Genomic DNA, 22,338 nt, shown 5'->3' with positions numbered 1-22,338 from the left:
TCGCAATGCTGAGAGGGTTTCTAGAGGGGGTGTTCAGGGCGGCTCGCCGTCTGCTGCGTCGGCTCTCTCCCGGCCGAGTTCCCCAGCGGGGGGGCGAGTCGTCTCCAAAGCCTGACGCGGTGCATCCGGATTCGATCTATCCGCTCTGGTAGCTCGAAGGAATGCTTCTCTGGCTCGTCGCGATAGCCGCAGCGCTGCTGACGGTGGAGGTCAGCTTTCGGGCGTTCCTGCGCCTCCGGGGAACCACATTCGTCGTGCCGCGGACACACCGGGACCTGTACGTGGTACCGCACCCCTATTTGCCGTACGTGTATCGGCCCAACACAGTCGTTGGCAACGTCCAGCCCGCCCCCTATCCGCTCCACCGGGGACGGTTCGAATTTCGGCCTCACCGGATCAACAACATTCGGTTCTTCAATGAGGACGTGTCCCCTGAGGCCGCGCCGGGCGTCCGACGCATCATGTGCCTCGGAGGGTCCACGACCGCGAACAGCCTCTGGGTGGTCGGCGATCCTGACGAATACTCCTATCCACTCTGCCTGCGTGAGTCACTGAAGCAGAGGGACCCGGACGGTCGCTATGAGGTTCTGAACTGCGGAATGGGGGGATGGACCTCCGCGGAGATTCTCGTCAACTTCGCGCTACACCTGATCGACCTCCGGCCCGCTCTCATCGTCCTCTACCACGGCTTCAACGACCTCGAGGCCTCGCTGACCGCGCCCTTCGCTTCCGACTACTCGCATAGTCGGAAGAATTTCGGGGAAGCGTACGCTAGGATTAAATTGGCGTCTCGCCTACCCAATCTGCGTCTTTGGAAGTCCTATGCGTTCCTGAAGAGTCGGCTTTTGGGGTTCGGGAACGTGCGGTATGACCTGCTCAGCAGCATCAGGGCGGGAAAGCCGAACCTCGATAATCCGTTCATGGGATTGGACACCGAACGCCGGAACATCCGTCAGTTGATTCAACTCTGTCGTGCCAACCGCATCGGGGTCGTTCTGACCACATTTGCCTATCATGTCCATGAGCGGGTTCGAGATGACCGGCAGGTCCTCAAGTACAGAGACGGCGTGCGCATGGAGAACCAGGTTTGGTGCGAGCTGGCCCGCGAGTATGAGCTGCCCCTGGTGGACCTTGCCGCACTCGTGCCGGATGAGGACGCCTACTTCGTAGATACCATTCATTTTACGCCCGAAGGCATGAGGTGTGTCGCCGACCACCTCGCGCGTTGCATCGTGGAGCAAGGATGGCCGGTTGGTGACGACGGGCGCGTACGACGGACTGGTGTCACCGCCTGATCCATGTGGATGAGGGAGAGCCTGGGACGAGATGGCTAAGGGCGTGGCGGCGCTCATCTGCGGTCGGCTGGACGATGACCGGTTTCCCGGACGGAACACTTTCCCGCTGATCGGTCGGCCGATGATGGTCTATCCGATCCTGGCCGCCCAGCACGCGCGCCTGGTGGACGACGTCTTCGTGAGCACCGACGCGCCGGCCATCGCGCGTGTGGCCGAGCGTCTGGGCGCGCATGTGCTCCGGCGACCTCCAGAACTGAGTGGACCCGACATCCCGCTGGAGCGGATCCTGGCCCATGGCTACGAGGAAATCCGACGCCTGACCGCGACAGCCCCCGAGGCGCTGGTAGTGCTCCTCTGCAACGCTCCCACCGTGACGGGCGATCTCATCGACCATGGCGTCGAGCGCCTCCTGGACGATTCCAGGCTCGACGGGGTCATGTCGGTGTCGTTGCGGAACGAGTTCCATCCGTCCTATGCCCTGCAGCTCGACGAGGAAGGCCGCCTCGTGCCCCACGTCGAGGTCGTGCGTCAGGCCGCCGGGCTCCGCGACGCCTACTTTCCGGACGCGCTGTTGTGGGTGGTTCGCCCGTCCAGCTTCCTGGTCGGAGCGGCGCGGGACGTGCTCCCGAGCCGCATCGTGAACTGCGCCACGCAGCGGATCTCGCCGTTGATCCACGAGGGATACGGCGACGTGGACTACCTGTGGCAGATTCCGGCCATCGAGGAGTGGCTTCGTCGCCGGGGGTTCACTCCGGAGGCGACGCCCTACGATCGTCGCCGGGCCGGGATGGAGTCGGCCGTCGCTCCGGCGTCGGCTCGGTCGTGCACGGTGGGCGCGAAGCGGCGCGTTCTCATCACGACGATCCCCTTCGGCGAACTGGATCGGCGCCCCTTCGACCTGTTGGAGCGGGCCGGGGTCGAGTACATCGTCAACCCCGTGGGACGGAAGCTGCGCGAACACGAGTTGGCCGAGCTTATCGGCGATGTGGAGGTGCTGATCGCCGGGACTGAGCCCATCACGGCCGAGGTGCTGGCCCGCGCGCGTCACTTGCGGTTGATCTCCCGGGTCGGCATCGGCCTGGACAGCGTTGACCTCACCGAGGCGCGCCGGCGGGGCATCCAGGTGTCCTACACGCCGGACGCTCCGGCTCCGGCGGTGGCGGACTTGGTCATCGGGTTGATCCTCTCGACCTTGCGGCACATTGCCAACGCCGATCGGGGTATGCGGCACGGCGTGTGGCACCGATTCATGGGGCGTCGGCTCGGCGAGCTGACGGTCGGGGTGGTCGGGGTGGGACGAGTCGGCAAGCGGGTGATCCAACATCTGACGGGATTCGGCCCGCGGGTACTGGCCAACGACTTGACACCGGACCAGGATTTCGGCGCCAAGTATGGGGTGGAGTGGGTCGAGAAGGAGCAGATCTACCGGGAGGCCGACATCATCACGCTCCATGTGCCCCTGACGCCGATGACCGCCCGGTTGATCGCCGCGCCCCAACTCCAGCTCATGAAACCCGAGGCGGTGCTCATCAACACCTCGCGCGGGAACATGGTGGACGAGCGGGACCTCGCAGAGGCGTTGCAGGCGGGGCGGCTAGCCGGCGCCGCGATCGATGTCTTCGGGCAGGAGCCCTATTCGGGGCCGCTGACGAACCTGGAGAACTGCCTGTTGACCTGCCACATGGGGTCCATGTCGAGGGATTGCCGGCTGCGGATGGAGCTGGAGGCGACCGAGGAGGTGATCCGGTTCCTGGAAGGCAAGCCGCTGCGCCAGCCGGTACCGGAGTACGAGTACACGATGCGGGAATTCGGGAGGCGGACACCGTGAAGACAGGAAAGGCGCAGGCGAACGCGAACTTCCACAGCGTGACGACGCGGAGTGTGTTCGATGCGCGACAGGCCGAGCCGCGGTTCCAGGAGTATCGGCGTCGGTGGGTCGAGGACCCCGCTTCCTTCACCGCCGGCCCCTTCCCCATCCATCTGGACATCGAATCCACCGGTGTCTGCAACCTGCGCTGCCCGTTCTGCGCCACTACAACCAAGACCTGGGGGCCGGACCAGCCCGGCTACATGGCGCTCGACCTGTTCCGCCGCATCATCGACGAGGGGGCCGAGGAGGGACTCTGCTCGATCAAGCTGAGCTTCCGCGGGGAGCCCACCCTGCATCCCCGGCTTCCGGAGATGGTGGCCTACGCCAAGCAGCGGGGCATTCTCGACGTCTACTTCAACACCAACGCGACGCTGCTGACCGAAGCCTTGGTGCACCGGCTCATCGACGCCGGCCTGGATCGGATCTCCCTGTCCTTCGAAGGCATCACCCGGGAGGCCTACGAGGCCTATCGTCCGGGCGCCACGTACGACAGGGTCGTTGAGAACGTGAAGCGCCTGCGCCGGATCCGGGACGGCCGGGGGCAGGGCTACCCGCAGATCCGCATTCAGACGGTCATGCTGCCCGAGTTGCGCCCGCTCTTCGACCAGTATGTCGAGTTCTGGCGGCCGTGGGCGGACGAAGTAGCGTACCTGGACGCGCGCCGCGAAGGGCCCCGGGACGACCACCGCGGGCTCCGAGCCGACTGGGCCTGCCCCTTCTTGTGGCAACGAATGACGATTCTGTGGGACGGCACCGTGCTTCCCTGCTTGATGCACGGGGTGACGGATTTCTCCCTCCTGGCGCTCGGAACGGTCCAGGAGTACGGTGTGAAGGCGCTGTGGCAAAGCGAGCGCGCGGTTCGGTATCGGATGCTGCACCAGGGCGGTAGGGCCCACGAGCTGGAGGCCTGTGACCGCTGTTCGTTCCGCGGCATGGAGCTGGAGAAGTTGGGGATCGCCAAGGCCAGCGAGCGGACGGGATGACGCCGAGTCCCCGCCGAACCGTCGATCGGCTGATCCGGACGGCGGTGCCCCAGTCCGGCCGCTATTCGGCGTTGCGGCTGGACAAGAACGAGCGCTGCATGGCCTGGCCGGCCGGGGTGGTCCGGGCGATGCTGCGTTCGCTCTCCGGTCATCACCTGGCGGCCTATCCCGAGCCCGGAGCGCTGTACGACAAGCTGGCCAAGCACCATGGGGTGGGGGTGGAGAACCTGGCCGTCACGGCCGGCTCGGAGATGGCCATTCGATACCTCTTCGAGGCGTTCCTGCGCCGCCGGGACGAGGTGGTTCTCCTCGACCCGTCGTTCGCCATGTTCGAGGTCTACGCGAGGCTGTACGGGGCTCGACCGGCTGCGGTAGCCTTCGGCCCCCGGCTGGACATGGCCCCCGAGAGGATCCTCCAGCGCATCGGACCGCGGACCAGAATCGTCGCTCTGGCCAATCCGAACAACCCCACCGGCACCGTGCTCGATGACGAGGCCCTCTTGGAGATCGTCCGGCGCGCGTCTGTCCACGGCGCCCTCGTGTTGGTGGACGAGGCCTATTTTCATTTTTACGGCCGAACCATGATGGGCCATGTGCCGCGGCACGACAACCTCGTCGTCACGCGGACGTTTTCGAAGGCCTGGGGCCTCGCCGGGCTGCGCCTCGGGTATGCCGTGGGTCCCAGGGCCGTGATCGCCTCGCTAAACAGGGTACAACCGATCGATCATGTCAGTGCCTCCGCCGCCCACGTCGGCGCTTACCTGCTCGATCACGAGGAACTCCTCGACCGGTACGTGCGGCAGACCGAACAGGGAAGGCGGTTTCTCGCGTCTGCGTTGAAGAAGCTCGGCGTTCCCGTTCGGTGCGGCTACGGCAACTTTGTCCTGGCGGATCTAGGGTCTCTGAAAGACCGCATCGTGGGCGAACTGCATTCGCGCGGGGTTCTCATCGGGGCAGCGCTCAGGCTCCCCGCGCATCCCGGCTGGGTGCGAGTGACCGTCGGCCCCGTGACCGAGATGAGGCGATTCCTGGCAGCGTTCAGGGCAGCGTGGGCCACTCGACCGATCCGCACCCGGTCACGCTCCTGCGGGATGGAGGTATAACGAGCCAGCCCACTGCCCCCACCTTCCTGGAAGGTCGGACGCCCCGGCATACGGGGAGAGCGGTCGAAACCCTATGAGAGTGCGCCACGTCTACGTGTTGAATCGCAGCGCGCGCCGTACGACGATCGAGGTCAGTCCGACTGAATTTGCGGATACCATGCGGTATGGCCACTACACCTTCGCTGACCAGCATGAGTTCCTGACCAGATGCTGTCAGGTCCAGTGGGTCCTCGAGGTCCACGAGGTCCTCCGTGGCTGGCTTCAACGCGGGATGTCGATTTTGTCGATCGGTTCGGGACTTGGAGAGCACGAGGTGCTCCTGTTTCGAGCCGGCTATGAGGTGACGGCGTCGGATTTCGTGGGGGGAGGGGTTTTCGATCAGACGGGTCGGCCATGCCGGATTCGCGGTCGAGTGGACACGCCTCGGCCTTGACGCGCACCTGCCGAAGGTCTATGCGGCGCTCCGTTTCCTGGATCGACGGTGGCCTACGTGCAATAACGTGACCCTGTTTGAGTTTGTGGCATAGGATGATTTGCGCGTTGTTGCTGGGCCGCGAGGGGTCGGCCGGTTTCCGCGGGAAGAACGTCACTCCTGTGCTGGGGCGTCCGCTAGTGGCCTACCCGCTCATGGCCGCCCGGGCGGCCAAGAGCGTGGACCGCATCTACGTGTCCACCGACTCGCCGCGGCTGAAAGAGATCGGAAGGGAGCATGGTGCCTCGATCATCGACCGTCCCCCGCACCTGGCGACCAGCAAGGCGCTGGGCGAGGATGCCTACGTGCACGGCTACCGGGTCATCCGCGAGGAGCTGGCCCGCGAGGGGCAGACCGTCGAGCTGATGGTGCTGCTCTTCGCCAACGCCGCCACCGTCTCCGCCGAGATGATCGACGAGGGGGTCCGCGTCCTCCGCGGGAACGAGGACTACGACTCTGCCGTGAGCGTCTCCCGCTACAACATGTGGAGCCCGCTCCGGGCGAGACGCATCGGAGAAGACGGCCTGCTCCACCCCTTCGTGCCCTTCGAGGTGTTCGGGGACCCGGCGACGCTCAACTGCGACCGCGACTCCCAGGGCGACGTCTGGTTCGCGGACATGGGGGTGTCCGTCGTGCGGCCGCGCTGCCTGGACCACATCGAGACGGGACTGTTGCCGCAGAGATGGATGGGGCGGCGCATCTATCCCCTCAAGCAGTGGGGGGGCTGCGATGTGGATTACGAATGGCAGATTCCGATGGTGGAGTTCTGGCTCCGACGCCACCGGCCGGATGGCGCCGTGGCGGAGTCGGTCGCCGGCCAAGGTGAGGACCGGGACGAGGCGGATCGGCGGAGGGATGGGTGATCGGGCCGGGCGCCTTGACCGGCACGACCGGCCGTTCCCATGATACCGACGGCGCGGTCCGGCCGCGCGAAGGGGGAAGTTCCATGGCTGGGTACAGGGTGCTGCTCGTCTATCCCAACACGATGATGAGCATGTTGGTGCCGAACGCGATCGGCCTGTTTTCCGCCTACCTGAAGCAGGAGGGCTTCGTCGTCGATCTCTTCGACGCCACGCTGTACAAGACCGCCGAGGACAGCAGCGATGAGCGCAAGATGAAGCACTTGCAGGTCCGCCCCTTCAACCTCGCCGAGCGGGGCGTCACGCTCAAGACGAGCGAGATGGAGGCGGACTTTCGGCGGAAGGTCGAGAGCTTCAAGCCCGACCTGCTCGCGGTTTCGGTCGTGGAGGATACCTTTCCGATCGGCACCAGACTGCTCAACGCGGTGGCGGACTTCAATATCCCCACGGTCATGGGCGGCGTCTTCGCCACTTATGCCCCGCACATCGCGATCGCAGAGCCGACCGTCCACTACCTCTGTCGCGGCGAGGGCGAGGGGGCACTCCTCGACCTGTGCCGGGCCCTCTCGAGGGGGGAGGATCCTTCGCGCATTCCCAACCTCTGGATCAAGGCCGGCGACACGATCATCAAGAACGACATGCGGCCGGCCCTGGACGTGAATGAACTCCCGATCCAGGACCTCTCGATCTTCGAGCCGCATACCCTCTTCCGGCCCCTGGCCGGGAAGATCTGGCGCATGGCGCCCATCGAGACCCAGCGCGGCTGCCCCTACAAGTGCACGTTCTGCAACTCGCCCGCGAACAACGACATCTACAAAGAAGCGGAGGCGGGGCGGTTCTATCGGAAACGGTCCATGAAGCATGTCTACGACGAGATCACGACCCTGAGGGACCGCTACCACATCGAGTTTATTTTCTTCATCACGGACACGTTCCTCGCGATGTCGGAGGCGGAGTTCGACGAGTTCATCGAGATGTACCGCAGCATCAAGCTGCCCTTCTTCATGAATACGCGGCCGGAGACGCTGTCCCTGCGTCGCGCGAAGCTCTTGAAGGAGGTCAATTGCTATCGCGTGAACATCGGGGTCGAGCACGGGAACCAGAAATTCAGGCGGGAGGTGGTGGGGCGGCCCGTCAGCGACGAGCAGATGATCAACGCCTTCAAGTACATGAATGAGGCCGGCATCCCCGTCGTCGCGAACAACATCATCGGCTTTCCGGACGAGACCCGCGAGATGATCTTCGAGACCATCGAGCTGAACCGGAAGTATGAGTGCGACACGATCAACGCCTTCACTTTCTCCCCCTACCACGGGACGAGGCTCCGGGAGCTGGCCTTGGAGCGCGGCTACCTCAAGCCGGAGGAACGCGCCACGGTCTTCACGAAGGACTCCGTGCTCAACATGCCGCAACTCAGCAAGGCCGAGATCCGCGGCTTGATGAAGACCTTCGCCCTGTACGTCAAGTTGCCGAGGGAGTATTGGCCTCGGATTCAGGTGGCCGAGCGCGAGGACGCGGAAGGCCTGCAGGCCTTCGAGGAGCTCTCGCTCATCTACAGCCGGTACTACGCCCACAACCGGATCAACGACGATGAGGTGTCGTGTTGAGCAAGACTCCCGGTCCCTCGCATCGCTCGGCGGACGCGCACGGCCAACTGAATGATCCAGGGCGGGTCTGGAACCAGTCCGCCGCCGTGGAGTTTTTCTCCCGCCACCGCACCAGCTCCGAGCAGCTCTATCGGTCCGAGCGTCGCCTGCTGCCGGCGCTGCTGACCCCCGGCCTTCGCGTCCTGGATGTCGGGTGCGCGGCCGGCGGGCTGTTGGGGGCTATGCGGGAATACCAGCCCGACCTCGACTATGTGGGCGTGGACTGCTCGACGCTCATGATCGAGCAAGCCCGTCGGCGGTTCCCCGGCGCCCGTTTCGACGTCGCCGATGCCGCCTGCCTGCCGTTCGGGGACGGCGCGTTCGACCTGGTGATTTGCACCGGCGGCACCCTCGTGACCAACCTGACTTGGCGCGACGTGCTCCATGAATGCTGGCGTGTGACCCGAGACCGCTTTCTGTTCGACCTCCGCGTGGCGATGGACGGGGAGACCCTGGAGGACATGACCAAGTCCTGGGTGCGACTCGCGTTTCACGGCGATCGGGCCGCGGCGCCGATCGCGCCGTACGTCATCGTCAGCGTGGGCACGTTCCGCGAGGCGCTCGGCGCTCTCCGCCCCGTCCCCCGCCACGTCGGCGGCGTCGGGTACCGGCACGCGGTGTCCGAGATGGCCTCGACGCCGCATGAGGAAGTCTGCATGGTGCAAGTGGTCCTGGCGAAGCGGCCGATGCCCGAGGAATCGGCACCACAGTGGGACGTGCCCTTTCCTTGGGATACCTCTCGTCCCTCCACCGATCCCGGTCGCATGTGAACGCGACGCGTTCCCTGCAGGCGATCGTCTTCGATTGCGACGGCGTGCTGCTGGAGTCGGTGGACGCCAAGACCGAGGCCTATCGCACGCTCTTCGCCGAGCACCCGCAGCATCTCGACGCCATCCTGGCCTATCATCGCGCCCATGGAGGGGTGTCGCGGTACGAGAAGATTCGTCACATCTATCGGCATATCCTGCATCAGCCGCTTCCGGAGCGGCAGTTGACCGATCTGTGCGCTCGGTTCGCCGAGCTGTCCTTCGAGAAGGTCCTCGCCGTCCCCCTGGTCCGGGGCGTGCGCCAATTCCTCAGGGCCTACCATGAACGCCTCGCGCTATTCGTCGCGTCAGGCACTCCGCAAGAGGAGCTGGAGACCCTGCTGGACCGGCGTCGCCTCCGGCCGTATTTCCGGGGCGTCTTCGGCTCGCCCGACACGAAACATGCTATCCTCGGGCGCATTCTCGCCGACTGGGGGCTGGCTCCCCTCGATGTCTTGGTCGTGGGGGACGCTCCGACGGACTGGCATGCCGCGCGGGAGTGGGGCATCCCGTTCATCGGTCGCGTGAATGGGGCGCAGGCGTCGCCGCTGCCCGCCGAGGCCCTGACGGTGCGCATCGAGGATTTCATGGGGCTCACCACGATCACGGAGCGTCTGTTGGCGATGGAACGGGCCGGCTGACCCTTCCCGGCGCCGCCCGTTTTTCGCCGCTGCACGAAGACTCTCTCGCGTGGGGGAACGTCGCGTTTACATCGTCCCGGCCGCAGAAAAGGCCGTTCGTCGAGCGCTGGACGCCGAGCCACAGGCATTCGGAGGATGGGTGTACCTCGGCGAGCGGGTGACCGTCTCCGAGGCCTGCGACCGCTGGCTCGCCGGCAGGGGGGAGCGACTGAGCCTGGGTGCGGAGTTGCAAGTGACGGCCCGGGAGGTCAAGCAGGACTACCTCGAGTATATAGGGCGGCTCGGGGTGCAGCTTGATGCCCCCGAATGGTGGCTCAGCTCGCTGTCGGAGAAAAATCCCTACATCTCCAAGACCTTTCTGTGGCTGTGCCAGATCCTGGCCGCCGTTCGCCTGCTGGAGAGGACGCCGGCACACCAGCCCCTCCTTGTCATCGCCGAACAGGCCGCGGTCCGACAGGTCCTGACTCGCCGTCTCGACGCGACGGGGTGGAGCGTGGTCGTGGATGGGGAGCTGGGCTGGCCGGCCATCCGGACCAAGATGACCGCCCCTTTGGTGAACCTGCTCCCGTTGGTCCGGTTCGTCGTTGTCCATTGGGTTCGGTCGGCCCAGGCCCGGCTGCTGGGGGCTCGCCGTCCGGGGGCGTGGGGCGGCAGATGCAAGACGGGCGGCCCCGGGCTGGTGCTGTTGCATGGCTGGGTGGATGGCCGGAGTTTCGACGAGCGGGGCCGGTATCGGAACGTCAACCTGGCAGATTTGGGAGCCTATCTTGAACGCCATGGCTGGTCCTGTCGCCTTGTGCCCCTCGTGCTCCCGACGGTGTCCTATGGTCGAACCGTCCGTGCGCTCCTGCAAAGCGGCATTGCGTTCCTTCTGCCGCATGCGTGGCTCACGCCGGGCGATGTGGTCAAGGCGGCGCGCGCCGACCTCGCATGGCGGCGCCCGCGCGGGCCCTTTCCGCCGTTCCGGTCGCTCGATATCGGTCCCTTGATCGAATCCGACCTTGCCCAGGACCGCGCGACGGCAAGGTTGGCCGTCAATTTCCTCTATGCGCTCCTCGTCGAGCGATGGCGAAACGCTGATCTGCCCGTGGCCGCCTTCGTGTACTCCTATGAGAATCATCTCTGGGAGCGAGCCTTCTGTCTCGGCTTCGAGAGAGCCTTCCCGTCGGCGCGGCGCATCGGGTACCAGGACGCCAACGTGCCCGACCTCTGCACGAATTTCTTCTTTGCCGAAGACGAACGGGCGAGAGTGCCCGGGCCCCATCTCGTGGTCACGAACGGCCCCTACAGTTTCGAGGTTTTCCGGCGCGCCGGTTACGGCGAAGACCGTCTGTTGAAGGGCGGCGCGATCCGCTTCGAGTCTTCCGTCAGGCGATTGGATCCGGAGGTCCGGCAGGGGAGGCAGGATGGGGACGGGGAGAGACTGCCCCCTGTGGCCCTCGTGGTCGTTCCCAGCAGCAAGGCGCTGGCCGCCGAGCTCGTGCAGAAAACCCTCGCCGCGCTCGGCGGAGAATCGGACATCCGGGTGGTCATCAAGTGTCATCCGGTCTTTCCGTTCGAGGATGTTGCGAGGGAACTGGGAGGCGTGACGCTCCCTCGCCATTTCGAGGTCTCCACCAGGCTGTTCGGCGAATTGCTCCCCCAGGCCGGCATCCTGGTGTACATGGACTCGACGACGTCGGTGGAAGCCTTGGCCCACGGCCTGGGCGTGGTCCACGTGGCGTCGGAATGGTCGCTCGATCTCGATACGATCGGGCCGGACTGCGAGGAGCGGGTCAGGACCAGGGCTCCCGGGGAGTTGCGGGCGGCGGTTCGTGCCCTCCTGAGCGAGGAGGGGGACCGGCTGGCCGAACGTCGTCGGCGGGGGCGGGCGCTGGCGGCGCGGTTCTTCGGCCGGACCGGGGAGGCCGCGTATCGTCCGGTGTTGGATGCTCTCGGACAGCCGTCCAGCGACCTGGAGACGGATACCCCGGCGTTGTCGTCGGCTTCTGGTCGCCCATGAGCCGCCGTGGCCAGCCGCGCGTTCTCCTGGTCGGTCCCAAGCTCGTTCTCCGGTGGACCGAGTCGGTGGCCCGGGCACTCACGAGCGTCGGCTGCTCCGTCGAGACGGTCTTCTACAATCGTTTGAGCCAGCCCCGGCACGACATCGGCGAAGGGCGACCATCCGTCGTCCGCCGAGTCAGGCGGATCCTCCCCGACTTTCCCCCGGTCCTGCGGGAGCGCTATGCCAGGTGGCGCGCCGCTTGGGCGAGCCGTGCCGTGCTGGATGTCGCGCGGCGGTTCAAACCGGACTTGGTCCTCGTGCTCAAGGGCGAGTCACTGCGGGCGTCAATCTTGGAACGGCTCAAGGCCGCCACCGGCGCGACATTGGCCGGCTGGTGGGTGGACCATCCCTTCATGAATGCGGAGACGGGGCGGCCGTGGTCGGAGCTTCCCGCCTGCCTGCCGCTCTACGATGCCTGTTTTGTCTTCGACCGGTCGTACGAAGGGGACCTCAGCCGGGCCGGGGCACGGGCGGTGCACTTCCTGCCCTGCGCGGCCGACCCTGTCTTGTACCGGCCGTTTCCCCTGACCGTGCGGGAGCGGGCGAGCTACGGGGCCTCGCTGAGCCTGGTCGGGGTCTACACGGAGTCCAGGGCCGCCGTGCTGTCGGGTCTCTGCTCGGTGCCGGGGCTGGGCATCTGGGGCCCCGGCTGGCAGGGGTGGCTGGCAGAACGGCGGGCCCGAGAGGCGTTTCGCGGTGAAGGGCTGACTCCCTGCGAAGCCTGCAAGGTGTACAACGCCAGCACGATCAACCTCAACACGCATCACCACCAGTCGCGCGACGGTGGCGTGAACACCAGGGCGTTTGAGATTCCGGCCGCGGGAGGATTCGAGCTGACCGATCACGTGCCGGGGATGGAGGCCTTGCTAGAGCCGGGACGCGAGGTGGCCGTCTACCGGACTGCGGAGGAGGCAGCGGACTTGGCCCGGTACTACGCGAAGGCCGAGGACGAGCGGCGCCGGATCGCCGAGGCCGGCCACCGGCGCGTCCTGGCCGAGCACACCTACCGGCATCGGATGGAAACCCTGCTGAGGGCCGCGGGGCGATGATCCGCGAATCGCACAACATCGTCTGCATCTCCACGATCGACTGGGATTTCATCTGGCAGGGGCACCAGGAGATCATGTCCACGCTGGCTCGGCAGGGGCACCGTGTGCTCTTCATCGAGAACACGGGGGTCCGGAGCGTCCAGCTCAAGGACCTCCCGCGGCTCAAGTCGCGGCTGCTGAACTGGCGGAGGGGCGTCCGCGGCATCCGCAAGGTCACGGACAACCTCTATGTCTACGCCCCGCTCGTCCTGCCCTTTCCCTATTCGCGCCTCGCCCGGTTCCTCAACAAGGCGCTCATGTTCTGGACGCTGCGGAGCTGGACCCGCAGCATGCGCTTCGACAACCCCGTGGTCTGGACCTGGCTCCCGACCGCCCTGGCGCTGGAATTGATCCGGGCGCTCGACGCCCAACTCGTCGTCTACTACTGTTGCGACGATTTTCAGGCCAGTTCCGCCGGCAGCAAGCGGATCCGCGAGACGGAGGACGTCTTGATCCGACAGGCCGACCTGGTGTTCGCCCACTCGAAGGCGCTCTTCGACCGCTGCAGCCGGTTGAACAGCCAGGTCCACGTCTTCCAGTACGGGTTCAACCGCGAGGTGTTCGCCCGGGATGAGGGGGATCCGCCGGCCGACCTCGCGGGGATCCGCCGGCCGATCCTCGGTTACATCGGCGGGGTCCATCAGCACGTGGACCAGGCGCTGCTCGAGCGCGTGGCGACGGCGCATCCGGACAAGTCCCTGGTGCTCGTCGGGCCCCTGCAGGTGGAGGTGTCGCGCCTCGCGAAGCTGCCGAACGTCCACTGTCTCGGCCAGAAGCCATACGAGGAGCTGCCCGCCTACATCCGGCAGTTCGACGTCGGACTCATCCCCTACGTGCTGAACGAGTACACGCGGAGCGTCTATCCGACGAAGCTCAATGAATATCTCATCATGGGCAAACCCGTCGTCTCGACCAACCTGCCGGAGGTCGAGTACTTCAACGCATGCCACGGGGGCATCGTGTCGCTCGCGCGCGATGTCGAGGACTTCGTCACGCGGGTGGGCGAGGAATTGAGGGGGGACTCCGAGGACCGGCGGGCTCGGCGGGTCGCTCAGGTGGCCAAAAACGCCTGGAGCGAGAAGATCGAGGCCATGACCGGCCTGATCCAGGCCAAACTCGACGAGAAGGCCAAGACGCGGGAGATCAACTGGCAGCAGACGCTGCGGCAGGTCTATCGGGCCGGCCGGCGCAAGGCGGTGGGCGCCGCGGCCATCTGTGCGCTCCTCTACGGGGTGGCCTTCTACACGCCCGCCCTGTGGCTCGTCGCCGAACCGCTGCGCGGAGCGGACGAGCCGGCGCCGGCGGACGCGATCGTGGTCTTGGCCGGAGGGATCGGCGAATCCGGCGTGCCGGGGGAAGAGTATCAGGAGAAGGTTCAGCAGGGGGTCGAGCTCTACCGGAGGGGCTACGCCGGGCACCTCGTGTTTTCCTCCGGCGTCGGCTATGTTTTCAAGGAAGCGGGGGTCATGAAGGCTCTGGCGGTGTCGCTGGGCGTGCCGGAGGAGGCCATCATCCTCGACGAGAAGGGCGGCGGAAACTACGGGAGCCTTCTGAACGCCAAGCGGATCTTCGAGGAGCGCGGGTGGCGGAAGATGTTGCTGGTCACGTCGCGGTACAACACGGCTCGGAGCCGGCTGGTCGTCGAGAAGAACCTGGGCGGGTTCGACGTCCGGCTCACGCCCGCCCCCCGCAGCGCGTTCTTCGGCGATGGGGGCGCCGTGTCCTGGAAGCATGTCCGGGCGATCCTGCACGAGTACGGCGCGATCGCCTATTACCGGCTCAAGGGGTATGCGTAACATGGGCGCGCACGCGACCGAACGGGAGGCCCGGGGCTTCGTCCACAACTTTCTGGGCGTCAGCGCCGGGAACTACGGGGCGATTGCGCTGTCCTTCGCGCTGAACGTCGTTCTGACCTGGCGGCTGGGCGCCGAGCAGTACGGGCGACTGTCGCTGTTGATCATGGCGGTCCAGGTGCTGGGCTGCATCATCTTCAACTGGACCCTGACGGGCCTGATCCGGTTCGGCGCCCAGGAGTTCGCGCGGACCGGCTCGGTCGCGGAAAGCTTCTGGAGCCGGCTCGTCGTGGTCGCGCCCTGGCTGCTGGCCGCCGCAGCCGCCCTGGCGGTGGGACAGAACGCAGCCTCGGCCTATTTCGGCGTGACGGTCGCCGGCGTCTGGTTGGTGTTCGGGTATTTCGTCCTGTCCAGCCTCCTGCTCTCGCTCGGCGGCGTGTTCCAGGCCAGCCAGCAGATGCCCCGCTACGCCGTGACGCTGTTCCTCGACAAGGCCGCCGCCTTGGCCGGCGTACTGCTGCTGCCGGCGCCCTATGCGCAGGACCCGGTTGCGGTCGTCGGCTGTTACGCGACGGCCAGTCTGGCGGTCAGCGCCTGGGCCCTCGTGAAGCTCCGGCGCCTGCTCGCGCCCGTACGCGTGGGCGGCGTCGCGATCCGCGCCATGTGGACCTTTTCCCTGCCGCTCATCTTCTCCACCTGGATCGGATTGATCGGGACCCAGTGGATCAACTACGCGATCATCAAGCACTACCTCTCGCTGTCCGATCTGGGGCTGTACTCCCTGGCAAGCCAGATGGCCGGGGTGGCGCAGCAGGTCACCATCATTTCCTCCTCCCTTCTGCTGCCGCATTTCGCCGTGCTCGTCGCGAATCGGGAGGAGAAGGAGATCCGCCGTCAGGTCGAGCGGATCGTGCCCTATGGGCTCCTCGGGTTCGCCCTCCTGTTGAGCGTCGGCGTCTTGGCCTCTGGTCTCGTCATCCCCCTGTTGTTCGGTCCGTCTTTTGTGGGGTCGGTTCCGCCCTTGATCCTGCTCTTGATCGCCTCCATGGGGCTCGCGCTCTTCAATACCTTCATGCCGTTGATCAGCGCCCTTGGCGGCACCTGGATGCTCTCGGGGATCACGCTGACCTCGGCGTTGGTCAACCTGGCGGCGGCGTTGCCGCTCGTTCCCCGCTACGGCGTCACGGGCGCCGCGGTCGCGACTCTGCTCGGGTACTGGGCGGCGGCCGGCATGATGCTGGCGGCAACGGCGCGGGCGGTGCGCGCGTCCGTCCTGCGGTATGCCTGGTTAGGATCGCCGGTCGTCGCCGCGTCGGCCTGCGCGCTACTGCGCTACGGCGCGTCCGGTCTCGTCGCCGGCGCCGTTGTGGCCGGCGGGCTCGCGTGGCTGCTCGCCCGCCGCCTGGGCCTGCTCGGGGCAGAGTCCCTCGCGGTCTTGGAGGGGAACGGCCTCCTGGTGCTCATCCGGTCGGGTCTGGTCAAGGCCTTCTGTCAGAAGGCGGGTTGAGAGGCCGGCGGATCCATCGTCGGACAGCCTGAGGAGGAACGAGACGCATGAAAGTCGTGATTCTGGCCGGCGGGATGGGGACGAGGTTGGCGGAGGAGACGGATGTGCGGCCGAAGCCGATGGTGGAGATCGGAGGCCATCCGCTCCTGTGGCACATCATGAACATCTACGCCGCTGCGTCGTTCACCGATTTCGTCATCGCCCTGGGGTACAAGGGCGACTTCGTCAAAGAATACTTTCTCAACTTTTATCCCCACAACAACGACCTCACAATCCACTTGGGATCTGGGAAGGTGACCTACCACCACAACAAGGCGCCGGACTGGACCGTGACGCTGGTGGACACGGGGCTGCACACGCAGACCGGCGGGCGGATCCGCAGGCTGAAACCCTGGCTGGGGAGCCAGACTTTCATGATGACCTACGGAGACGGCGTGGGGAGCGTGGACCTGGCAGCGCTCCTGGCCTTCCATCGCTCGCACGGCAAGCTGGCGACCGTGACCGCCGTCCGACCCCCTTCCCGCTTCGGGAGCCTGACCTTCGAAGGCGATCGGGCTGTGGAGTTTACGGAGAAGCTCCAAGCCGAGGGCGGGTGGATCAACGGCGGGTTCTTCGTCCTGGAGCCCGGGGTCTTCGACCTGATCGCCGCGGACTCGACGGTGTGGGAGGCCGAGCCGCTGCAGCGCCTCGCCAAGGAAGGCCAGCTCATGGCCTTCCGGCACGAGGGATTCTGGCAGCCGATGGACACGATCCGGGAGAAGCGCCTGCTGCAGGAGCTGTGGGACTCGGGCAGGGCGCCGTGGAAGGTTTGGTAGCCGCAGGCGTCAGGAGTGGTTGGTCGCGGTGAGTTCCTCCGTTGTCGAGCAGGATCTCCAGCAGATCGCCAAGGCTCTCGGGGAAGATGCCCAGCGGTTGAGCGGCTGTGACCTCCTGCTGACGGGAGGGACGGGTTTCGTCGGGAGCTATCTCCTGGGGACGCTCATGGCCCTCAACGACGGGGTGTTGGCCGAGCCCTGCCGAGTTCACGCCGTTACCAGGAATCCGGACCGAGTCCGGGCCCGCTTTCCGGAGTGGGTCGGGCGGCGCGATCTTTCGTTGCTCGAAGGGGACATCCGGACGGTACGGCTTCCGCCGCGGCCTTGGACGTTCATCATCCATGCTGCGGCGTCGGCGGACGCGCGGCAGTTCGCGGCGGACCCCTTGAGCGCGGCCGACACCATCGTAGAGGGGACCAGAGCGGTCCTCGACGTCGCGCGCCAAGCGCCGGTCGAGGCCCTGCTCTTCGTCAGCTCGGGCGCCGTGTATGGGATGCAACCGGACGACCGCCCCTGGCTGGGCGAGGACTATTCCGGCGGGCCGGACCTCTCCAGCGTGAAGTCCTGCTATGCGGAGGCCAAGCGTTATGCCGAGCTGCTGTGTCGGATCCACCTGGAGCAGTATCGGGTGCCGACGACCATCGGGCGGCTGTTCTCGCTGGTCGGGCCCTATCAGGAGCTGAACACGACGTCGGCCGTCGTGGATTTCATCCGGCAGGCTCTGGCGGGCGACGTGATTCGTATCAAGGACGACGGTCGCACGGTCCGCTCCTACTGCTACATCGCCGATGCGGTGATCGGGCTGTGGAAGGTGCTGCTCCGGGGACCGGCCGGCGGCGCGTTCAACATCGGGAGCGACCTAGAGGTTGTCTCCTTCCTTGAGCTCGCCGAGCGGGTGGGGCGGTGCCTCGGCAAGCCGGTGCGGGTGGTTGCCGAAGGCGCGCCGCCCTCGGGAATTCTCGGCCGTCGATACGCACCCGACGTGACACGTCTGGCCGAGGCCACGGGCTTTCGCCCCGGCACGACGCTGGACGAGGCCCTGCGCCGTACGATCGCCTGGATGCGGGAGCAGCCGACGGCCGGCGGCACACCCGGGAGGGAATCGTGACCGATCGCGACCCGCTTGATCCGGCTCGGCCCCTTCCCGATTGGCCCAAGGTGACCGTGTGCCTGCCGACCTACAATCGGGCCGCCTATCTGGGCGCGTGCCTGGACAGCCTCCTCTCCCAGACCTTCCAGGACTTTGAGGTGATCGTCTCCGACAACTGCTCGCCGGACGCCACGCAGGAGGTGGTCGCGCGGCGCCCCGACCCACGGGTGCGCTACATTCGGAACGAGCGGAACGTCGGAGCCTTCCCGAACATGAATCGGTGCCTGGCCTTGGCCAGGGGCGACTATGTCTGCGTGGCCCACGACGACGACCTCTACGAGCCCCGCTTCCTGGAGCGCCAGGCGGCCATGCTTGACCGCCATCCCGGCGTCGCCTTTGTGCACTGCGCGACCTACGAGATCGATGGGGAGGGTCGGCGGCGGCGGGTGGTTCGGGCCTATCCGGAGGACCGGGTCGTTGAAGGGAAGGCAGAGTTCCTGCGGTATCTCGGCGGCCACAATGTCTGCTGCTCCACCGTCATGGTCCGTCGGATCCTGTACGCCAAACTGGGCGGATTCGACCCGGGGCTGTTGTGCTCGGACTGGCTCATGTGGCTGAAGCTCTGTCTGCAGGGCGACGTCGCCTACGTGGCGGAGCCGCTCGCGTGCATGCGCGTCCACGGCGCCTCTTTTTCTTCCTCGATCGACGCCGCGCGGTGGTGCCGGGATTTTTTGATCATTCTGGAGCGGGGCCTCGCGTTGGCCGAGGCTGCCTGCCCCTCGCTCGTGACGAATCGGCCCGAGCTGCTACTCCGGTCCGTCCGTTCCCAGGGGCGACGGTTCTTCGTAGCCGCTGTGGCGGCCATCTGCGAGGACGATCATCGGGCGGCCGCCGGCTTCATCAACGTGCTGCGGGGGCTGGAGCGGCAAGGACTCTCCCGGGTCTATGCCGGGCTGGCGGCGGCGCTTCGGAACCCGGTTGGCCGGCTGTGCCTCCAAGGGATCCGCCGAGTGCGACGCCTGCGGGCGGCTCAAGCCCTGGCCCCAAGGTCCGCCTCGTGAGAACGCTCTACATTTCCTACGACGGGATCTTGGAGCCGCTGGGGGAGTCTCAGGTTGTGGCCTACCTGGAGCGGCTGGCCGGGGACGTGCAGCCGGTGCTGCTCAGCTTCGAGAAGGCGAAGGATCTCCGCGACGGCGAGCGGGCCAGTCGGATGGCGGAGCGGCTCCGTGCGGCGGGGATCGCATGGAGGCCCCTGCGGTACCACAAGCGGCCGCCGATCCTCTCGACGCTCTGGGATGTCCTCGCGGGCCTGCTTGCCGGCCTGCGCCTCTCCCGGTCCCGGGGCGTCGCGCTGGCCCACGCCCGGGGCTATGTCCCGGCGCTCATCGCCCTCGGTCTGAAGGGGCTGACCGGAACCAAATTCATCTTCGACATGCGGGGGTTCTGGGCGGACGAGAAGGTGGACGGCGGCCACTGGCGGCGCGACAGCCGGATCTACGCCGTCACGAAGTGGTGCGAGCGGCGCTTCTACGAACGGGCCGATGCCATCGTGTCCCTCACGCACGAGGGTGTGAAGGCCATTCCCGACCTCGGGTACCGCATCCCGCCGGAGACGCCCCTCCTCGTGATCCCGACCTGCGCGGATTTGGAGAGGTTCTCGCCGGGCCCGAAGGATCAGGCACTGGCCGCCCGGCTGGGGCTGGCGGGCCGTCGCGTCGTCGGCTGCGTCGGGACGATGCACAACTGGTACCTGCGCCAACCGATGCTCGACTACCTGGCCTGCCTCACGGCGTGGGACCCGGCGCTCGAGGTCTTGATCGTGACAAGAGACGACCATGGGCAGCTTCGAAGGGACGCGGTCGCGGCCGGTGTCCCGGCCGACCGTCTAGTCTTGGCCGAGGCGCCCTTCTCCGCCATGCCGGAGTACATGCGGCTGATGGACCTCGGCCTGTTCTTCATCAAGGTCTGTTTCTCCAAGCGCGGCTCGGCGGCGACGAAACTCGGTGAGTTTCTCGGCTGCGGCGTGCCCGTCGTCATCAATGACGGGGTGGGGGATTCCGGCTGGATCGTCCGCGACCATCACGTGGGGGTCGTGCTGTCCGACACACGCCCGCAAGCCTTCGCGGCCTCGGTCCCGGAGATCGAGCGGCTCCTGGCCGACCCGGAGCGGGCCGCCCGCTGCCGCGACACCGCCCGGCGGTATTTCGACGTGGAGGCCGGCGCCAGGCACTACGGGGATCTGTACCGGCGGCTGGCCGGGGACGGGCGGCTCCCCGCAGGTGCACAGGGGGAGGCATGAACTCCCGCGTCGCCTGGTGGCTCGTCCTAGCCTATGCGTTGGCCCACTTCGGTCTGCTGTATTGGGCCTATCCCTTCGACGGGATGGTCGTCAACGAAAGCTGGAACTTCCACGACAACGAGGTCCGGCAGTTCAAGTTTCCCGGCTACGGCGACTCGACCAAGACCGGCTCCCCCAAGACCTTTCTCTACGACCCGGCGAGCGGTGCGTACGACTTCTCCTTCTTGTACTCGCGGCGCGGTCTGGTGCCGATCATCTACCTGTTGTTCGAGACCCTGTCCGTCGGAGATCACGTCGTGTTCATGAACGTGCTCTGTGTCGCGGTGCTGGCCGCGAACCTGCTGCTGTTCGCCTACGTGGTCTGGCGGCTGGCCGGGCCGGGGCTCCTCCTCTCCTCGGTGGTCGTCTACAGCCTCTACCCCTTTGCCGCCGCGAGCCACTTCCTCCAGGTCATCGTCGTGAACAACCTGGCGGTGACCCTTTTCCTGCTGTCCTTCTCGCTCTTTCTGAAGGCGATCGCCGCTCCCGCCTCGCGCCGGCGGCTGCTGGGCTGGGGCCTGCCCGCGCTGCTGTCCTATTGGCTGTCCATCTTCAACCACGAGTATGCGCTCTTTCTCTCGCCGCTGTGCCTGTACGTGGCGCTCTATGAGCGGCACGGGGGGGCCACGCTCTGGCGGTTCACCGACTGGCGGGCTCCGTCGGTCTTCCTCGGCGCGGCCTTCCTGGCCGTCAGCGCCGCGGCCGCTGCCTTCCTCGTGTCCGACGTGCCCTCCGTCCTGTTGTACGCGCCGCGGTTCCGTGAGCTGGCGGCGACCCTCCATGCGCCGGAGGGGCTGGTGCCCGTCCTGGCGGCCGGAGTGAACGCGCTGCTATTCTACCTGTCGGCGGCCTTCTCCAACACGCTGGGCTATCCTCTGTACCCTTCGCTGCTGCTGTGGCACAGCCTCGGCGCGCTGCCGGCCTGGCCGGTCACGGTCGTCGCCGTCGGCCTGTTGAGCGCAGCGCTGGTCTGGGGCCTGGCCGCGGCGGCGCGGACTGCCCCGCTGGCGCCGGATGCGCGGCGGGACCCCAGCGGCTTCTTGCTCCTGTGCGGCACGGCATGGGTGGTGCTGGCCTATCTGCCCTTTTCCACCTCGATCGGCTATCCGCGCATCGTTGGGATGATGGCCGATCGCGTGAACATCCTGGCCGCCTGCGGGATCTCGCTCGTGCTCGGCTGGCTGTTGCAGCGGCTGCTCCGCGCCGCTGTCCGGGCGTTGGCGCCGGCCCGGGCCGCCACCCTGGCTGGGCTGTGGCTCCTTTTCGGGGTGCTGGCGCTCAACCTCGCGGTCCAACGGGGCTACTACGAGGATGCGTACCGGAAGGAACGGGAGATCGCCCGGGTGGTGCTGGAGGCCGGGGAGGAGGCGCGCCGGACGGGACGGCGGCTTATCGTCCTCTTGGACAAGCCGACCAAGACGACCTTTCCCCGGGCGCAGCTCATGGCAGCCCTCCAGGCGCCCGGGTTCGCTGCCAAGGCGCGCCAGGTCGGAGGATTCCTGTTCGACCGCTACTTCAGGGAGGAAGTGATCAGCACCAGCTTTCATCTGCAGGGCCTCTACCTGTTCGGGTGCTGTCCCGACTCCGGCCACCAGACGTTCGAAGGGTACGCGAAGCTCTGGGCGAAGCCAGCGGTGCCGGTGTTCAAGGTTGAGGAGCCCTTCCGCCTGTACGAGGACGGCGAGTCGTGGCGGATCGGGTACCGGGACATCAGGGTCTGGTCCTACTCCTTTGGCGAGGACAAGGTCATGGCCTTCCCGAAACGCGAGACCGACGTGCTGGTAGTGGACTTGGATGAAGCCTTTTTCCGGTTCGGAGGCCCTGTAGCCTATCGCCTCCGTCCGTATGCCGGCGGGATGGCCGGCACCGACAACACGCTGCCCCTGCGCTCGGGGGGAGCGCCCTCCATTTGATCGTTTGCTTCACCCCCTCGCTGGTGTATACTGCCCCTCCTTCGTCAAGGGAGTCGCCCCCGAGCGCTAAG

17 protein-coding genes are annotated in these 22,338 nt (G+C 66.6%); all 17 read left to right on the top strand.

The features are described from left to right. Window positions 1-161 precede the first annotated feature (161 nt). The gene (locus tag AC1U7O_RS09255) at window positions 162-1,295 is read left to right on the top strand and encodes an SGNH/GDSL hydrolase family protein (RefSeq protein WP_479894444.1); all 1,134 of its coding nucleotides are present in this window, start codon (window positions 162-164) and stop codon (window positions 1,293-1,295) included. 31 nt (window positions 1,296-1,326) lie between these two features. Next, a complete protein-coding gene (locus AC1U7O_RS09250; RefSeq protein WP_479894443.1) occupies window positions 1,327-3,123 on the top strand; it encodes an NAD(P)-dependent oxidoreductase in 1,797 nt (598 codons plus the stop codon). After that, entirely contained in the window at window positions 3,120-4,148 is a 1,029-nt protein-coding gene (locus tag AC1U7O_RS09245; RefSeq protein ID WP_479894442.1) for a radical SAM/SPASM domain-containing protein, read from the top strand. The genes AC1U7O_RS09250 and AC1U7O_RS09245 overlap by 4 nt, the downstream gene beginning before the upstream one ends. Next, a complete protein-coding gene (locus tag AC1U7O_RS09240) occupies window positions 4,145-5,251 on the top strand; it encodes a pyridoxal phosphate-dependent aminotransferase (RefSeq protein ID WP_479894441.1) in 1,107 nt (368 codons plus the stop codon). The genes AC1U7O_RS09245 and AC1U7O_RS09240 overlap by 4 nt, the downstream gene beginning before the upstream one ends. A 528-nt stretch (window positions 5,252-5,779) precedes the next feature. After that, on the top strand, window positions 5,780-6,586 hold the full coding sequence (locus AC1U7O_RS09235) for an acylneuraminate cytidylyltransferase family protein (RefSeq protein WP_479894439.1): 807 nt from the start codon (window positions 5,780-5,782) through the stop codon (window positions 6,584-6,586). Between the two features lie 83 nt (window positions 6,587-6,669). After that, entirely contained in the window at window positions 6,670-8,190 is a 1,521-nt protein-coding gene (locus AC1U7O_RS09230; RefSeq protein ID WP_479894438.1) for a B12-binding domain-containing radical SAM protein, read from the top strand. Beyond that, complete coding sequence (locus tag AC1U7O_RS09225) at window positions 8,187-8,999, top strand: class I SAM-dependent methyltransferase (RefSeq protein ID WP_479894437.1); 813 nt, start codon at window positions 8,187-8,189, stop codon at window positions 8,997-8,999. The genes AC1U7O_RS09230 and AC1U7O_RS09225 overlap by 4 nt, the downstream gene beginning before the upstream one ends. Further along, window positions 8,996-9,676, top strand: a complete 681-nt coding sequence (locus tag AC1U7O_RS09220) for an HAD family hydrolase (RefSeq protein WP_479894435.1) — start codon at window positions 8,996-8,998, stop codon at window positions 9,674-9,676. Before AC1U7O_RS09225 ends, AC1U7O_RS09220 begins: the two co-directional genes overlap by 4 nt. 139 nt (window positions 9,677-9,815) lie before the next feature. After that, the gene (locus AC1U7O_RS09215; RefSeq protein ID WP_479894434.1) at window positions 9,816-11,678 is read left to right on the top strand and encodes a hypothetical protein; all 1,863 of its coding nucleotides are present in this window, start codon (window positions 9,816-9,818) and stop codon (window positions 11,676-11,678) included. Between the two features lie 65 nt (window positions 11,679-11,743). Further along, window positions 11,744-12,769 carry a CgeB family protein gene (locus AC1U7O_RS09210; protein ID WP_479894433.1) on the top strand — a complete coding sequence of 342 codons (1,026 nt, stop codon included), beginning with the start codon at window positions 11,744-11,746 and terminating at the stop codon, window positions 12,767-12,769. Continuing rightward, window positions 12,766-14,604: an ElyC/SanA/YdcF family protein gene (locus AC1U7O_RS09205; protein WP_479894431.1), complete on the top strand. Its 1,839-nt coding sequence runs from the start codon at window positions 12,766-12,768 to the stop codon at window positions 14,602-14,604. Before AC1U7O_RS09210 ends, AC1U7O_RS09205 begins: the two co-directional genes overlap by 4 nt. A gap of 1 nt (window position 14,605) precedes the next feature. Then, the gene (locus AC1U7O_RS09200) at window positions 14,606-16,108 is read left to right on the top strand and encodes a lipopolysaccharide biosynthesis protein (protein WP_479894430.1); all 1,503 of its coding nucleotides are present in this window, start codon (window positions 14,606-14,608) and stop codon (window positions 16,106-16,108) included. 47 nt (window positions 16,109-16,155) lie between these two features. Continuing rightward, a complete protein-coding gene (gene rfbF, locus AC1U7O_RS09195; RefSeq protein ID WP_479894429.1) occupies window positions 16,156-16,923 on the top strand; it encodes a glucose-1-phosphate cytidylyltransferase in 768 nt (255 codons plus the stop codon). A 28-nt stretch (window positions 16,924-16,951) separates the two neighbouring features. Next, the gene (locus AC1U7O_RS09190) at window positions 16,952-18,031 is read left to right on the top strand and encodes an NAD-dependent epimerase/dehydratase family protein (protein ID WP_479894428.1); all 1,080 of its coding nucleotides are present in this window, start codon (window positions 16,952-16,954) and stop codon (window positions 18,029-18,031) included. Next, window positions 18,028-19,074: a glycosyltransferase gene (locus AC1U7O_RS09185; protein WP_479894427.1), complete on the top strand. Its 1,047-nt coding sequence runs from the start codon at window positions 18,028-18,030 to the stop codon at window positions 19,072-19,074. Before AC1U7O_RS09190 ends, AC1U7O_RS09185 begins: the two co-directional genes overlap by 4 nt. After that, on the top strand, window positions 19,071-20,315 hold the full coding sequence (locus AC1U7O_RS09180) for a glycosyltransferase (RefSeq protein WP_479894425.1): 1,245 nt from the start codon (window positions 19,071-19,073) through the stop codon (window positions 20,313-20,315). Before AC1U7O_RS09185 ends, AC1U7O_RS09180 begins: the two co-directional genes overlap by 4 nt. Further along, window positions 20,312-22,267 carry a hypothetical protein gene (locus AC1U7O_RS09175; protein WP_479894424.1) on the top strand — a complete coding sequence of 652 codons (1,956 nt, stop codon included), beginning with the start codon at window positions 20,312-20,314 and terminating at the stop codon, window positions 22,265-22,267. Before AC1U7O_RS09180 ends, AC1U7O_RS09175 begins: the two co-directional genes overlap by 4 nt. Window positions 22,268-22,338: the final 71 nt, after the last annotated feature.

The organism is Candidatus Nitrospira neuquenensis, from assembly GCF_979578155.1.
The sequence above is the reverse complement of the archived record's forward strand: the minus strand, read 5'-3'. Positions and strand labels throughout refer to the sequence as shown.

Coding starts and splice junctions, on each gene's coding strand:
- AC1U7O_RS09255 (WP_479894444.1), top strand. CDS start 162: ATGCTTCTCTGGCTCGTCGCGATAGCCGCAGCGCTGCTGACGGTGGAG.
- AC1U7O_RS09250 (WP_479894443.1), top strand. CDS start 1,327: ATGGCTAAGGGCGTGGCGGCGCTCATCTGCGGTCGGCTGGACGATGAC.
- AC1U7O_RS09240 (WP_479894441.1), top strand. CDS start 4,145: ATGACGCCGAGTCCCCGCCGAACCGTCGATCGGCTGATCCGGACGGCG.
- AC1U7O_RS09235 (WP_479894439.1), top strand. CDS start 5,780: ATGATTTGCGCGTTGTTGCTGGGCCGCGAGGGGTCGGCCGGTTTCCGC.
- AC1U7O_RS09230 (WP_479894438.1), top strand. CDS start 6,670: ATGGCTGGGTACAGGGTGCTGCTCGTCTATCCCAACACGATGATGAGC.
- AC1U7O_RS09205 (WP_479894431.1), top strand. CDS start 12,766: ATGATCCGCGAATCGCACAACATCGTCTGCATCTCCACGATCGACTGG.
- AC1U7O_RS09200 (WP_479894430.1), top strand. CDS start 14,606: ATGGGCGCGCACGCGACCGAACGGGAGGCCCGGGGCTTCGTCCACAAC.
- rfbF (WP_479894429.1), top strand. CDS start 16,156: ATGAAAGTCGTGATTCTGGCCGGCGGGATGGGGACGAGGTTGGCGGAG.
- AC1U7O_RS09175 (WP_479894424.1), top strand. CDS start 20,312: ATGAACTCCCGCGTCGCCTGGTGGCTCGTCCTAGCCTATGCGTTGGCC.